Consider the following 13,510-nt stretch of genomic DNA (forward strand, 5'->3'; position numbering starts at 1 on the left):
AAGCGAGGCACCGAGTGGCGGGGCAAAGACCTTTTACTTTTGGCTGGGCCGGCATTCCGGGCGTTTGCCAAAAGTGAGCCGCTGTAAGAGCGGAACCATAAGTCGCCGTTACCTGAATAACGGATATACACCCCACCTCAGCAACAAAGCCTACGCCGTCTTCCCGGTATGGTTATTCAGCGAAATAACCTTGGTCTTCCCAATCCGGTGACGATAAATCTCACGCAGGTACTTGATCGCCTTCTTCACACAATCCCGCGACAGACGAATATCGTTGATCGACACAAACTTGTCCTTGTCGTTGATCAACTCACGATACTTCTTCTCGTACATCGGCTTGATCGCATACCAGTTGGTATCCAGGATCTTCGCCGGGTTCTCGAACTCGTTGAGCAGCTCATCAATCCGGTCTTCATCAAAATCCTCATGGATGATGAAATCCAGGATCGAATTATCCAAGGTGTCATCAAACCGATACGGATTACGCGCAAAACAGCGCTTGATAAATGCCACGATCAACGTCAAAAAATCATCCGACAGGCACGGGCTTTTAGCGATCAAGGTCGTGAGCGACAAGTTGGCCGACGCCCCGATCACCAGCGCATACCGTTTGAGCGTCGTATTGGGAAACAGGCTGTTGAGGTGCGTCTTGAGGCGATTCAGGTCCATATAGGACAGCTTGTAATCCTTGGGCAACGACACAATCGACACCACCGACGAGCAGTTCTTGAAGAAGTGCAAGTCATGCAACGCCGCCGCGTCATAGCCGGAATTCTTGTACTGCTCCAGGGAGGCCTTGTACCGCTTGGACTCAATCGGCAACAGGCTGATGCCTTCGATCGCCTGGGTCACCTTGTTGAAGTGCGGCAGATCAATGGAACGGAAAAACAAGTCGTCGATGTTCAGCCGCTGCGGCTCTTTTTCGAACACCTTGAACTTGTCGCTCGAAGGCGCCGGCGTTTCCGGCACCACCGATTCGGCATAGGCAATCGCTACCGGGCCGGCCAGGCTCATGAACAGGTCGTTGGCATCCAGGCGGATGGTCTCGCCAATGTCGATCCCGGCGCGACGAAAATAGTTCTGGTCGTAGTCGGTGGTAACCGCCTGGGCCGTCAGAATGTTGAAGATCTGCTGCGAGATGTACTGGTTGGCGTGCTTTTCCATGGCATTGACATCAATGTTCTGGATGTTGCCGTCATCGCTTTCCTCGGCGTAACGCATGATGTCGTTGGAGATCAGCATCATCGCGTTCCACGGTCGGATACGGCCTTTCACGCTGGCTTCGCTGCTGTCTTCATTGTCGAAGTTGTACGAGAAGTCCCATTCTTCCGACAGGTATTTGCACAATAGCCGCCCGGCGTTGATGTGCAGCGCCTCGGACATTTCGCTGCGGTGATCGGAGATGTTCGGCAGCACACAAATCCCGCTGGTGAAGATCGGCTCGAACACGAAGGCGTGACCGCTTTTGCTGTCATGTTCATCGGCGGGCTTGGTGTCGAACGTCTTGTTCATGTACGAGTGCTGCTGGGCCAGGCCGAACTCCGAGGCCATGCCTGAACCGGTACCGCCGCCGGCGCTGAAGATCGAGAAGTACAGGCGCGACTGGTTGGCCTTGATGCCGCAGGAGTCGATCAGGTACGAGTGGATCATCTTCCAGTCGGGGCTGGAAAAACGTTGGGTGTCTTTGTTGAGGATGATCTTGGCCAGGTACTGGCCGAGGATCGGCGCGTTACCGGCGCCGCCGGCATGGACTTCCGAGAGGTCCATGATTTTCATCTTGCTGTAGTCCCGCAGGAAACCGCTTTTCTCACCCTTGCGCGAGAAACGGATGCGCCCGGCAATGTCCTTGTCCAGGTCGCCCAGCATCACCAGCGGCTCGACCAGGAACACCGGTTTGGTGCCCTTGTTCGAACCCAGGCGCAGGTTGTTGCGAATCCACTGGGCGGGGCGGTAGCCCTTGTCGGTGGATTTGTCTTCGTTGCTGAATTCGTTGAGGTAGAACTTGCGGGCGTTGTACACCAGCTCTGCCACATCCAGGGCAATGTTGGAGCCACAGCGGCCCAGGCCGATCAGGCACACCGAGGGGAATTCCTGCTCATTGCGCAGTTCACCGTCGACTTCCAGGTGCGGTGCGCGCGGGAACACCATGTCGCGCAGGCCGTCGAGGTTGTCGAGGATGCGGTCGGTGTTGGTTTCGGTGAAGTACAGGTACTGCTGGGTGGCCAGTGGGCGGGCGGTGCTCAATGACTTTGAACCTGAGGGTTTTTCCGCAGGGGCTGTCAGCAACACGTCGGATACCGCAGTGGCAGAGTTATTTTTAGAAGTCATTGTGCGCCATGTGCCTGGACGGATGGCTGAGTAAGTATCAAATAGCCATCACAGAATGAGAGATCGCGACTTTACAGTGCGTCCGGGTCTTGGGCGATAGGGTTTAACCCTAGGGTTTTAAGGGGAAAGCCTGGCCGGACTCTGATGAATCGGCCGTTCGTCGGAGTTCTTTAGTGAAATGATGGCGATTTGCCAAATATGTGGGAGCGAGCAAGCCCGCCCCCATATTCAGCGAATTGGCCGAACGATGGACGCCGGGCCCGCACGACCCGAAGGCGGATCTTTCGGCGCGGGGTCACCCCCCGTCAGGCCCAGGAGGCTGAACATGTTGTTCTGGTCCAGGCTGTTGATCACCGCGCTGATATCACTCAACGGCACCGCAGCGCTGAGCAGGTAACCCTGAACAAAATCACAGCCGTGTTTTTGCACCACTTCAAATTGTTGCAGGGTTTCCACGCCCTCTGTCACCACCTGCAGGTGCAGGGTGTGGGCCATGCCGATAATGGCCTGGACGATCTCGATGTCGGCGTTCGACTTGGGGATATCCTGGATAAATGAACGGTCGATTTTCAAGGTGTTCAACGGCAGGCGCTTAAGGTAGGCGAGGGACGAGTAGCCGGTGCCGAAGTCGTCGATGGACAGCGACACGCCCAGGGCGCGGATTTGCCGCAGCAATGCCAGGGTGCTGCTGATATTGCCCATCAGCGCGTTCTCGGTCACTTCCAGTTCCAGGCGATTGGCCGCGATCCCGCCGAAGCGCAGGGCGTTTTCGATCTCATCGGCCAACTCGTCACGCGTCAGGTTGAGGGCCGAGCAGTTCACGGCCATGACCAATTCAGTGTGGCCTTGCTCCGACAGCAGGCTCAGGTCGTGGCAGGCCTGGCGCAGCACCCAGTGATCCAGTTCGGCAATCAGCCCGTTGCTTTCGGCAATGCCGATGAACCGGTCCGGGGTCAGCAGGCCATGTTGGGGGTGTTGCCAGCGCACCAGGGCTTCGAGGCGCGTGACCCTGCCTTTTTTCAGGTCAAGTATCGGTTGGTAAAACAGCACCAACTCGTTCTTGCCCCGCAGTGCGGCGCGCAGTTCCTCTTCCAGCTGCAGTTCCAGGAAGGCCCGGGTTTTCAGGTTGGAGCTGAAGAAGTTCAGGCTGTTACGCCCGGCATCCTTGGACTGATACAGCGCCAGGTCAGCGGTCTTCAGCAGCTCTTCGCTGGTTTTGCCGTCTTCGGGAAACAGGCTGATGCCGATGCTGGTGGTCATCACCATGCGCCGGCCGGCCAGTTCGATGGGGTCTTTCATTTTCTGCATGATGCGCTGGGCCATGTGCCGCGCTTCATCGCGATGATGGATGCTGATCAGGATGCAGAATTCGTCACCGCCAAACCGCGCGACCACGTCGTCATGGCTGCGCACCGAGCTTTTGATATGGCCGGCCAGCACCGTCAGCAGTTCGTCGCCGGCGTCATGGCCGAGGCTGTCGTTGATGCGCTTGAAGTGGTCGATATCCAGGAAGATCACCGCCAGCATGCCGTCGGTGGCGGTTTTTTCCGCGAGTTTCTCGGCGAAGATCTGGTTGAAACCACGGCGGTTGAGCAGGGTGGTCAGGGCATCGTAATGCGCCACCTGTTGCAGCGAGGCGCGGGCCTGGTCCAGTTCGGTGAGCAGGGCGTTGACCCGGCGCAGGTCGGTTTCCTTGTGTTGCAGCTTCTTGTCCGCGAGGGCAGCACTGATGCTGCTGCCAATCACCAGCAGGGCGATGACCGCCACCAGCAGCCCCAGTTGGACCGGGTTGTTGTCCACCGGCAGTGCCGACTGTACGAGGTCTTCGGGTACCAGCAGCTGCATGGCCGCCATGCCGGTGAAGTGCATGCTGATAATGCCCGCGCCAAGCACCAGGCTGGCCGCGTACTTGAGCAATTGATGGAACATGCCGGTGCCGTTGCGCAGGTACAGCGACAGCAGCAACGCCGCCAGGCTGGCGCCGATCGCGATCAACACAGAGGCGAGGAACAAGCCAGTCTCGAAATACACGCCCGCCTCGGAGCGCATGGCCGACATGCCCACGTAGTGCATCAGCGCAATACCCAGCCCCATCCACACCGACGCCAGCACATATTGGTGGGCGCGCAGCCTAGGATGACTGAGGGTTTGCATGGCGAACAGCGCCGCGATCAGGGCGATCAGCAGCGAGGCGAACGTCATGATCAATTCGTAGTGAATCGCGATAGGCGCCTGGAAGGCCAGCATGCTGATGAAGTGGGTCGACCAGATGCCGCCTGCCAGGCAGCCCGCGCCTACCCAGCGCCAGTGCCGTTGAGCCTTGGGGTTGTCGACATGGCCGACCCGCTCGGCCATGTCCAGGGTGCCGAAGCCCGCTGCACACGCCACTACATACGCCAGTAGCACCAGAAAGGGGTTATGACTGCAATTGAGTAATAAGTGCCCACTGTCCGGAAGGTCGGTAAAAAAATGCAAACCAAGCCATTCCATAGCATGTCCCGTCACAGAGTTTTAGTCTGACTGCGTCTTTCAGTATAGAGAGCGTGAGCGAGTTACAAGGATTGATGGCAGATTGCTTCTAATCATTTAGCGATGAGTTTATAAACAACTAGAACCAAATGATTAGGGATGACCGCCCGGGTCGCCCGATGGAGTGACATCAGACTTACGAATCATTACAGACAATCCCCACGAGGCTGACTAGATTGCAGGTTCCGGGCTCAGGATGCGTCTGGCATCGCGGCTCACATAACAATAAAAGAGACGGACCCATGCAGAACTCGACCCAAGCGGCGAATGCCTGGCGCATTCTGTTCCTGTTGTTCCTGGCCAACCTGTTCAACTTTTTCGACCGCACCATTCCCGCGATCATCATCGAGCCGATCCGCATGGAATGGCACCTCAGCGACTTCCAGCTCGGGATCATCGGTACCGCGTTCACCATTGTTTATGCAATTGCCGGCTTGCCGCTGGGGCGCCTGGCCGATACTGGCTCGCGCAGCAAACTCATGGGCTGGGGCCTGGCGGCGTGGAGTGGCCTGACAGCGGTCAATGGTTTGGTGGGCAGCTTCTGGACCTTTTTGCTGGTGCGCATGGGCATCGGTATCGGCGAGGCCAGTTATGCGCCGGCGGCCAACTCGCTGATCGGTGACCTGTTTCCGGCCCACCGCCGTGCCCGGGCCATGGGGATCTTCATGCTGGGCCTGCCCTTGGGCCTGTTGCTGGCCTTCTTCACCATTGGTGCGATGGTCAAGGCGTTCGACAGCTGGCGTGCGCCGTTCTTTATTGCCGCGGTGCCGGGGCTGATCCTTGCGGTGTTCATGTTCTACATCAAGGAACCCAAGCGCGGCGCGGCGGAAGCCGTGCAAGTCTCCCAGGAGAAAGTCGACCGGCCGATTCGCCGGGTGCTGGCGGTGCCGACATTCCTCTGGCTGGTGCTGGCCGGGTTGTGCTTCAACTTCGCCACCTATGCCTGCAACTCGTTCCTGGTGCCGATGCTGCAGCGCTATTTCCTGCTGCCGTTGCAGGATGCGGCAGTCGCCACCGGTGTCATCGTCGGTATTACCGGCCTGGTGGGCCTGACCCTGGGCGGCTGGATTGCCGACAAGATCCATCAACGCATCGCTAACGGCCGGCTGCTGTTCGCGGCGTGCAGTTTGATTATCTCTACAGTGACCACTGCCTGGGCGTTGCACGCGGGGCGGATCGAGATTGGTGTGTTTGTGGCGCTGTTCAGTGTCGGCTGGCTGTTTGCCTATAACTTCTACACCTGCGTGTACACGGCGATCCAGGACGTGGTCGAGCCGCGCCTGCGGGCGACGGCGATGGCATTGTTCTTCGCCGGCTTGTATTTGCTGGGCGGGGGCATGGGGCCGATTGTGGTGGGCGGGTTGTCGGATCATTTTGCCCATTCGGCGATGTATGCCGACGGTGCCCAGCAGATGACCGAGGCTTACAAGGCGGTGGGACTGCATGACGCCATGTACCTGATTCCGGTGGCGCTGTTTTTGACCATGCTGTTTCTGTTCCAGGCGTCCCGCAGTTTTGTGCGCGATGCCCAGCGGATGAAGGATGGGTTGGGGGTGGCGGAGGTGCCGGCCAGGGCGGTTACTGCCTGAGATCGAGGTGACGCCTTCGCGAGCAAGCCCGCTCCCACATTTGACCGCATTCTCAAGATGGAACTCGGTCAAATGTGGGAGCGGGCTTGCTCGCGAAGAGGTCATCAATAACAACGATGTCTACAGTGAATAAAAAAGGCCCGCATTGCGCGGGCCTTTTTGTTTGTCAGGGTAGGGCGGCGAAGTTAGCCCGCGACCAATACCCGAATCGCTTCCAGTCGCAGCGCCGCCTTGTCGAGCATCGCCAGGCCTTGCTCGCGCTGTTGGCGCAGGGCAACCAGTTCGCTGTCGCGCACGGTCGGGTTGACCGCTTGCAACGCGGTCAGGCGCGCCAGTTCTTCCTCGGTATCCGCCGCCAGGCGCCGTTGAGCCTCGGCCACACGCTCGGCGTGACGCGGGGCGATCTTCTCTTCACCGGCGTTGATCCGCGGCGTCAGCTGGTCGCGCTGGGCCTGCACGAACTTGTTGGCGCTGGCCCGCGGCACGCTTTCCAACTGGTCATTCAAGGTCAGGAACGACACGCGGCCCGACAGGTCATTGCCATTGGCATCCAGCAGGCAACGCAGTGCCGCCGGTGGCAGGTAACGGCCCAACTGCAGCGAACGCGGAGCAACCACTTCGCTGACGTAGAGCAGTTCCAGCAACACGGTGCCCGGCTTGAGCGCCTTGTTCTTGATCAGCGCCACGGCGGTGTTGCCCATGGAACCGGACAGCACCAGGTCCATGCCGCCCTGCACCATCGGGTGTTCCCAGGTAATGAACTGCATGTCTTCGCGCGACAGCGCCTGGTTACGGTCGTAGGTGATGGTCACACCTTCGTCGTCGCCCAGGGGGAAGCTGGCGTCGAGCATTTTTTCGCTGGGTTTGAGGATCAGCGCGTTTTCCGAATGGTCTTCGCTGTCGATGCCAAAGGCGTCGAACAGGGTTTCCATGTAGATCGGCAGGGTGAACTGGTCGTCTTGCTCAAGGATCGCTTCCACCAGCGCATCACCTTCGCCAGCGCCGCCGGAGTTGAGCTCCAGCAAACGGTCGCGGCCGGTGTGCAGTTCGGCTTCGAGGCGCTCGCGCTCGGCACGGGCTTCGTCGATCAGCCCTTGCCACTCGCCGTCGTCGGCGTTTTCCAGCAGCGGCAGCAGGCGCGGGCCGAACTGGTGCTGCAAGGCGTTGCCGGTCGGGCAGGTGTTGAGGAACGCGTTCAGCGCCTCGTGGTACCACTGGAACAGGCGCTCTTGCGGGCTGGTTTCCAGGTACGGCACGTGCAGTTCGATCACATGTTTCTGGCCGATCCGGTCCAGACGGCCGATCCGTTGTTCCAGCAAGTCCGGGTGGGACGGCAGGTCGAACAGCACCAGGTGGTGGGAGAACTGGAAGTTGCGGCCTTCACTGCCGATTTCCGAGCAGATCAGCACCTGGGCGCCGAATTCTTCGTCCGCAAAGTAGGCGGCAGCGCGGTCGCGCTCGAGGATGTTCATGCCCTCGTGGAACACCGTGGCCGGGATGCCGGAGCGCACGCGCAGGGCGTCTTCCAGGTCCATGGCGGTTTCGGCGTGGGCGCAGATCACCAGGACTTTGGTGCGCTTGAGCATCTTCAGCTGGTCGATCAGCCACTCCACGCGCGGGTCGAAACGCCACCAGCGTTGTTCTTCATCCACATCCGGCTGCGACTGGAAGCTGACTTCCGGGTACAGCTCGGCGTGCTCGCCCAGGGGCAGTTCGAGGTATTCGTCCGGGCACGGCAGCGGGTAGGCGTGCAGCTTGCGCTCCGGGAAGCCTTGCACCGCGGCGCGGGTGTTGCGGAACAGCACGCGGCCGGTACCGTGGCGGTCCAGCAGTTCGCGGACCAGGCGGGCACTGGCTTCGGCGTCGCCATCGTTGACGGCGGTCAGCAGCGCTTCGCCTTCGTCGCCGAGGAAGCCCTGGATGGTCTTGTGGGCGGCGGGCGAGAGACGGCCCTTGTCCAGCAGCTCCTGGACGGCTTCGGCCACCGGGCGATAGTTTTCGCTCTCGGCGCGAAAGGCGTGCAGGTCGTGGAAACGGTTCGGGTCCAGCAGGCGCAGGCGCGCGAAGTGGCTGTCCTGGCCCAGTTGCTCAGGGGTTGCAGTGAGCAGCAGCACGCCCGGGATCACTTCGGCCAGTTGTTCCACCAGCGAGTACTCGGGGCTGGCTTTTTCTTCGTGCCAGACCAGGTGGTGCGCTTCGTCGACCACCAGCAGGTCCCAGCCGGCCGCGAACAGCGCGTCCTGGGCCTTCTCGTCGTCCACCAGCCATTCCAGGGCGACCAGCGCGAGCTGGGTGTCTTCGAACGGGTTGGTGGCATCGCTTTCGATAAAGCGCTCTTCGTCGAACAGTGCGACCTGCAGGTTAAAGCGGCGGCGCATTTCCACCAGCCACTGGTGCTGGAGGTTTTCCGGCACCAGGATCAACACGCGGTTGGCGCGACCCGACAGCAACTGGCGATGGATCACCAGGCCGGCTTCGATGGTCTTGCCCAGGCCCACTTCGTCCGCCAGCAGAACCCGCGGCGCGATACGGTCGGCAACTTCACGGGCGATGTGCAGTTGGTGCGCGATCGGTTGCGCACGCACGCCGCCCAGGCCCCAGAGCGAGGACTGCAACTGGCGGCTGGTGTGTTCCAGGGTGTGGTAGCGCAGGGAGAACCAGGGCAGCGGGTCGATCTGGCCGGCGAACAGACGGTCGCTGGCCAGGCGGAACTGGATGAAGTTCGAGAGCTGGGTTTCCGGCAGGGTGACCTGCTCGTTTTGCCCATTGAGGCCGTGGTAGACCAGCAGGCCGTCGACGTCGTCGACTTCTTGCACGGTCATTTTCCAGCCTTCGAAATGGGTGATGGTGTCACCCGGCGAAAACCTCACGCGAGTGAGGGGCGCATTCCGTAGCGCATACTGGCGAGTGTCGCCAGTGGCCGGATAGAGCACGGTTAACAAGCGGCCGTCCTGTGCCAGAACGGTGCCTAACCCCAGCTCTGCTTCGCTGTCACTAATCCAGCGTTGCCCCGGTTGATACTGCTGCGCCATGCTGCCTGACTCCCGCCGTGAAAAAGCCGACTATTCTAACGGAACACGGCTTCCAGACCAAAAGGAATAGGTGCAGCTTCGAGCTTTAAGCTACAAGCGGCAAGAAAAAGGGCGGTATCTTCGTCGGATAGATGACGATTGGTTCACAAGTTGGCGGCTTGACGCTCAAGTCGTCACCCACGCAGCCGACAGTCTGCTGAACAGGAGACTAATAATATGCTGCCACCCATGCTGCCCTTGAGTGTTGTGCCGGTCACGTCGCAGCTTGACCCGGTGCGCCAGAAGCCGGATATCCCGCCCGTGGCGCCGGTTCAGCCAGGCTCCAACGAAAGTACCATCGACTTGCAAAAGCGCGATCCCGAGGAAGCGGCTTTGCTGCTGCGCGAGGAGCAACGTCGCCAGCAGGAACAGCAAAAGCGTCGCCGCGAAGCCGATGAAGACTCGCAGGAGCACCTGGCTGTTCCCGGTGACGAACTCAACGCCGACAACACCGTGCCGGTGGTGCCGTTGATTGAAGACGCACCACGGCAAGGCTTGTGGGTGGACGTCGAGGTTTAATCCCGCAGTTCGCGCAGGGCGGCGATCAGTTGCTCGATGTCTTGCGCCGTATTGAGGTAGCTCACGGAGATTCGCGCCACGCTGTCCAGCTCGCGGGCCTGCATGTCCAGTGGAGTGTAGGGCACGCCATTGGCACCGATGTTGATCCGCTTGAGGCCCAGGCGGCGCTTGAGCTCGAAGGCGTCCCAGCCGGCCAGGTTGAACGCGATCAGGCCGGACTGGTTTGCGCTGGTTCCCAGGTCATGCAAGGTAATCCCGTCGATTCGGCGCAATTGTTCACGGATTGTGTCGCTTAACAGCCGGACCGTCTCGCGGACCCGCTCGACCCCCAATCGATTGACCTCCAGCAACGCATTGCCCAGGCCTGCCAGCAAGGCCAATGACACTTCGCTGGTTTCAAAGCGCCGGGCGTCGTTGCGCAAGTCAAATCCCGCAGGGCTCCAGGGCGCCGAAAACACATCGCGTTGGGCCGGGTTCAAGCGCTCGAGAAAATCCGGCCGCACATAGAGCAGGGCGGTCCCCCGTGGGCCGCGCAGATGCTTGCGCCCGGCGCCCTTGAGCACATCGCAGTGCAGCGCTTGCACATCCACCGGCACCTGACCGATGGCTTGCCCGGCGTCGATGAAATAGGCAATGCCATGACGCCTGGCCAACGCGCCGATGGCCTCGGCCGGGTTGATCAAGCCGCTGTTGGCGGGGAGCCAGGTCAGGTCGATCAACCGCACCCGGGCGTCGAGCATGGCTTCCAGGCCGGCGATGGATACCGCGCCGGTTTCATCGCAGGGGATCACTTCTACTTGTGCACCCGATTGCACGGCCGTCTGCATGCTCGCCAGGTTGCCGCCCCATTCGTGGCGGCCCACCAGAATGCGGTCGCCTGGCTGCCACGGGCCCAACGCCTGGAACGCCATGCTCCAGGCGGTCGAGCCACTGCTGGCGAAGGCAATCGATGACACGGGCGCATTGAGCAGTTGCGCGGCGGCGCGACGGGCTTTTTCTGTCAGCAGTGCGCCGTGTTCGCCGGCCTCCATCGGGCCGTCGCGGGCTTCGCGCTGCAACTGGTCAATGATTGCATCAAGCGTCCCTTGGCTGGGCAGGGAGGCCCCGGCGTGGTTGAAGTGGACGATGCCGGACTGGCAGCCCGGCGTTTCGTCCCGCAGCTCCCGGACCTCGGTCAGGGACAGCGCAGTCACGGCTGCAACTCGAAAATCGCGTCGATCTCCACGGCTACGCCGCCCGGCAAGCTGGCGACGCCCACGGCCGTACGGGCATGCCGGCCTTTGTCGCCGAGGGCGTTGACCAGCAAGTTCGAAGCGCCATTGGCGACTGCACCCTGGCGGTGGAAATCACCGCTGCTGGCGATAAATACGCCCAACCGAATGATGCGCACCAGTCGCGACAGGTCATCGCCCAGGGCATCGCTTAATTGTGCCAGCAGGCCCAGCGCCGCGAGTTCGGCGGCCTTGGCGCCTTCGTCTTCGCTGATGGATTCGCCGAGTCTTCCGATGTAAGTCGGTTTGCCGTCCAGCAGCGGGATTTGGCCGGAGATGAACAGCTGGTTCTGGCTGATCACGTAATTGACGTAGTTGGCAATCGGCTGGCTGGGTGTCGGCAGGCTCAGGCCGAGGGCTTGTACGCGTTGTGAGATGGAGTGGCTCATGGTGAATCCTCTTGGAAAGAGTCTTCAGCATGGGCGGGGCGATTTTCGCCGACAAACGGATAGATTTAACTCGACGTATCGAAATAACTCATGCGTCGGCACAGATTTCCCGCAGCCATTCACTGAAACAAGCGGCCGCCGTGCTGGTTTCGCCATGCGGGGCAATCAGCCAGTAACCGATCTCGCTTTGATAGGGCGGCCAGTCGAAGGCCTCCACCAATGTGCCTTCCTTGAGCCTGCGTTCGATCAGGCGGTGGCGGCCCATGGCGATGCCCTGGCCGGCGACGGCGGCTTCGACCACGATGTTGTAGTCGTGCAGCAGCGCCTTGGGGTAGTGCTCCACATCCACCTGATAATGCCGGGACCAGTCGGTCCACTCGAAAGGGCGGTGCGAGGTGGCCATCAGCAGCGGGCCATTGGCCAGTTGGCTGGCCTTGAACGCCGGGCTGCAAACGGGTGACAGTGTTTCGCTCATCAGGCGCGTGGCCTGCACGTCGGTCCAGTCGCCCTTGCCGTAGCGAATCGCCAGGTCGACCTCGGCGGCGGCGACATCTGCCAGCTGAATCGCCGGCACCAACTCCACCTGGATGTGTGGGTAGCGGCTGAGAAACCCCGCCAGGCGCGGTGCCAGCCACAAGGTGGCGAACGAGGCGAGCAGGCCGACGCGCAGTACGCTGGTGGCGGGCGGTGTTTGCTGCTGGCGGGTGGCGGCGGCGATGGTGTCGAGGGCGGGGCGGATCTGGTCGTAGTAGTGTTGGCCGTCTTCGGTCAGATCGATGGCGCGGGTGCGTCGGATAAACAGCGGTTTGCCCAAATGCTGTTCGAGTTTCTGCACTTGATGGCTGAGGGCGCTTTGGGTCACTGACAGCTCGGCGGCGGCCTTGATAAAACTCAAATGCCGGGCCACGGCCTCAAAGGCGCGCAGGGCCAGGAGTGGGGGAAGGTCCTTGTGCAGTGCCACGTCGAACGCTCTGTGTGAGGGTTGGGATGGGGGGATTTTGCGGGCAAATGCGCGGGATGACATCGATTTTGTTTACGCGGGATTGGCGCAGGACGCATTATTGGGGCATCCAAGCCATTACGTAAGCCAAGCCATGAGTGACGATGACAAGCTGATTGACCTGAATGCCGAACGGGCCAAACGTGTTCATGATCTGAATGACAAGCGACTGAATGAAGTGCGCCAGGCGTTTGAACAGGCGATGCCGTTGGGGAAGCCCAAGAAAAAGCCGAAAAGCAAACCGAAAAAGCGTTGATATAGCCTGCATCGTTTGATGCAGGTCAGTTATTTCCCTTCTTTACGCTCCGTCGCGGGCGACATTGATCCTCGTCAATTTCTTCTTTCGTCTTCTTGGTTAACTTAGCCCTATCGCAACAGGGCAAGTGCAGGAGGCCGGTCATGTTTTTCGATAATGTGGTGTTTGCCGGAGTGCTAACGGTTGGCCTCATGGTGATGTTCTTTGTAGGGTTTGGAATTTTTATCTGGAAAGACGCTAATAAGCGTAAGAGGCCTTAGGTCTTTTCGGATACATGAGCACGCAAGGCATTTTGGGCGACTTCGGTCGCCTTTTTTTTGTTTTGGATTTTTTGATTTGTGTACATATCCGTTGCTGCGGTAATGGCCACTTATGGTTCCGCTCTTACAGCGGGTCACTTTTTTACAAACGCCTAAAAAAGTAACCAAAAAACGCTTTGCCCCACCACTCGGTGCCTCGCCTAGGCTCGGCATGCCCGCACTCCGGCACGGCTCCGCGGGCCGCCGCGACGGGCCATCCATGGCCCGGCGCGGCTAAATCGGCGTCCTGCCGGTTTAC

At 60.3% G+C, this 13,510-nt stretch carries 10 protein-coding genes; 4 read left to right on the forward strand and 6 right to left on the reverse strand.

The features are described from left to right. Positions 1–150: 150 nt before the first annotated feature. Together HX824_RS32355 and HX824_RS32360 are read right to left on the reverse strand one after the other, a co-directional pair. Positions 151–2,328: a hypothetical protein gene (locus HX824_RS32355; protein ID WP_023659116.1), complete on the reverse strand. Its 2,178-nt coding sequence runs from the start codon at positions 2,326–2,328 to the stop codon at positions 151–153. A 228-nt stretch (positions 2,329–2,556) separates the two neighbouring features. After that, positions 2,557–4,818, reverse strand: coding sequence for a bifunctional diguanylate cyclase/phosphodiesterase (locus HX824_RS32360; protein WP_008430421.1), 2,262 nt, complete (start codon positions 4,816–4,818; stop codon positions 2,557–2,559). A 281-nt stretch (positions 4,819–5,099) separates the two neighbouring features. On the opposite strand from HX824_RS32360, the gene HX824_RS32365 reads away from it, so the two are divergent. Beyond that, on the forward strand, positions 5,100–6,446 hold the full coding sequence (locus tag HX824_RS32365; protein ID WP_102605047.1) for an MFS transporter: 1,347 nt from the start codon (positions 5,100–5,102) through the stop codon (positions 6,444–6,446). Positions 6,447–6,631: 185 nt separating this feature from the next. Here HX824_RS32365 and rapA read toward each other — a convergent pair whose 3' ends face one another. Then, positions 6,632–9,478, reverse strand: coding sequence for an RNA polymerase-associated protein RapA (gene rapA / locus HX824_RS32370; RefSeq protein WP_102368258.1), 2,847 nt, complete (start codon positions 9,476–9,478; stop codon positions 6,632–6,634). Between the two features lie 216 nt (positions 9,479–9,694). Here rapA and HX824_RS32375 point away from each other — a divergent pair, with 216 nt between their 5' ends. Continuing rightward, positions 9,695–10,036, forward strand: coding sequence for a hypothetical protein (locus tag HX824_RS32375; RefSeq protein ID WP_008430424.1), 342 nt, complete (start codon positions 9,695–9,697; stop codon positions 10,034–10,036). Here the strand turns inward: HX824_RS32375 and HX824_RS32380 are convergent. The 3 genes from HX824_RS32380 to HX824_RS32390 form a co-directional block, all read right to left on the reverse strand. Further along, a complete protein-coding gene (locus HX824_RS32380) occupies positions 10,033–11,229 on the reverse strand; it encodes an aminotransferase class V-fold PLP-dependent enzyme (RefSeq protein WP_371319429.1) in 1,197 nt (398 codons plus the stop codon). The genes HX824_RS32375 and HX824_RS32380 overlap by 4 nt on opposite strands. Then, positions 11,226–11,696: a RidA family protein gene (locus HX824_RS32385; protein ID WP_177056104.1), complete on the reverse strand. Its 471-nt coding sequence runs from the start codon at positions 11,694–11,696 to the stop codon at positions 11,226–11,228. Before HX824_RS32385 ends, HX824_RS32380 begins: the two co-directional genes overlap by 4 nt. An 88-nt stretch (positions 11,697–11,784) precedes the next feature. After that, the gene (locus HX824_RS32390; RefSeq protein ID WP_102368259.1) at positions 11,785–12,657 is read right to left on the reverse strand and encodes a LysR substrate-binding domain-containing protein; all 873 of its coding nucleotides are present in this window, start codon (positions 12,655–12,657) and stop codon (positions 11,785–11,787) included. 37 nt (positions 12,658–12,694) lie between these two features. On the opposite strand from HX824_RS32390, the gene HX824_RS32395 reads away from it, so the two are divergent. Next, complete coding sequence (locus HX824_RS32395; protein ID WP_146014684.1) at positions 12,695–12,952, forward strand: hypothetical protein; 258 nt, start codon at positions 12,695–12,697, stop codon at positions 12,950–12,952. A 143-nt stretch (positions 12,953–13,095) separates the two neighbouring features. Beyond that, positions 13,096–13,212, forward strand: coding sequence for a cytochrome c oxidase subunit CcoM (ccoM, locus tag HX824_RS32835; protein WP_003210916.1), 117 nt, complete (start codon positions 13,096–13,098; stop codon positions 13,210–13,212). Positions 13,213–13,510: the final 298 nt, after the last annotated feature.

Source organism: Pseudomonas sp. D4002 (assembly GCF_013385665.1).
GTDB lineage: Bacteria > Pseudomonadota > Gammaproteobacteria > Pseudomonadales > Pseudomonadaceae > Aquipseudomonas.

Excerpts from the sequence above, each read along its gene's own strand:
- HX824_RS32365 (WP_102605047.1), top strand. The coding sequence starts at position 5,100 with ATGCAGAACTCGACCCAAGCGGCGAATGCCTGGCGCATTCTGTTCCTG.
- rapA (WP_102368258.1), bottom strand. The coding sequence starts at position 9,478 with ATGGCGCAGCAGTATCAACCGGGGCAACGCTGGATTAGTGACAGCGAA.
- HX824_RS32375 (WP_008430424.1), top strand. The coding sequence starts at position 9,695 with ATGCTGCCACCCATGCTGCCCTTGAGTGTTGTGCCGGTCACGTCGCAG.
- HX824_RS32355 (WP_023659116.1), bottom strand. The coding sequence starts at position 2,328 with ATGACTTCTAAAAATAACTCTGCCACTGCGGTATCCGACGTGTTGCTG.
- HX824_RS32385 (WP_177056104.1), bottom strand. The coding sequence starts at position 11,696 with ATGAGCCACTCCATCTCACAACGCGTACAAGCCCTCGGCCTGAGCCTG.
- ccoM (WP_003210916.1), top strand. The coding sequence starts at position 13,096 with ATGTTTTTCGATAATGTGGTGTTTGCCGGAGTGCTAACGGTTGGCCTC.
- HX824_RS32360 (WP_008430421.1), bottom strand. The coding sequence starts at position 4,818 with ATGGAATGGCTTGGTTTGCATTTTTTTACCGACCTTCCGGACAGTGGG.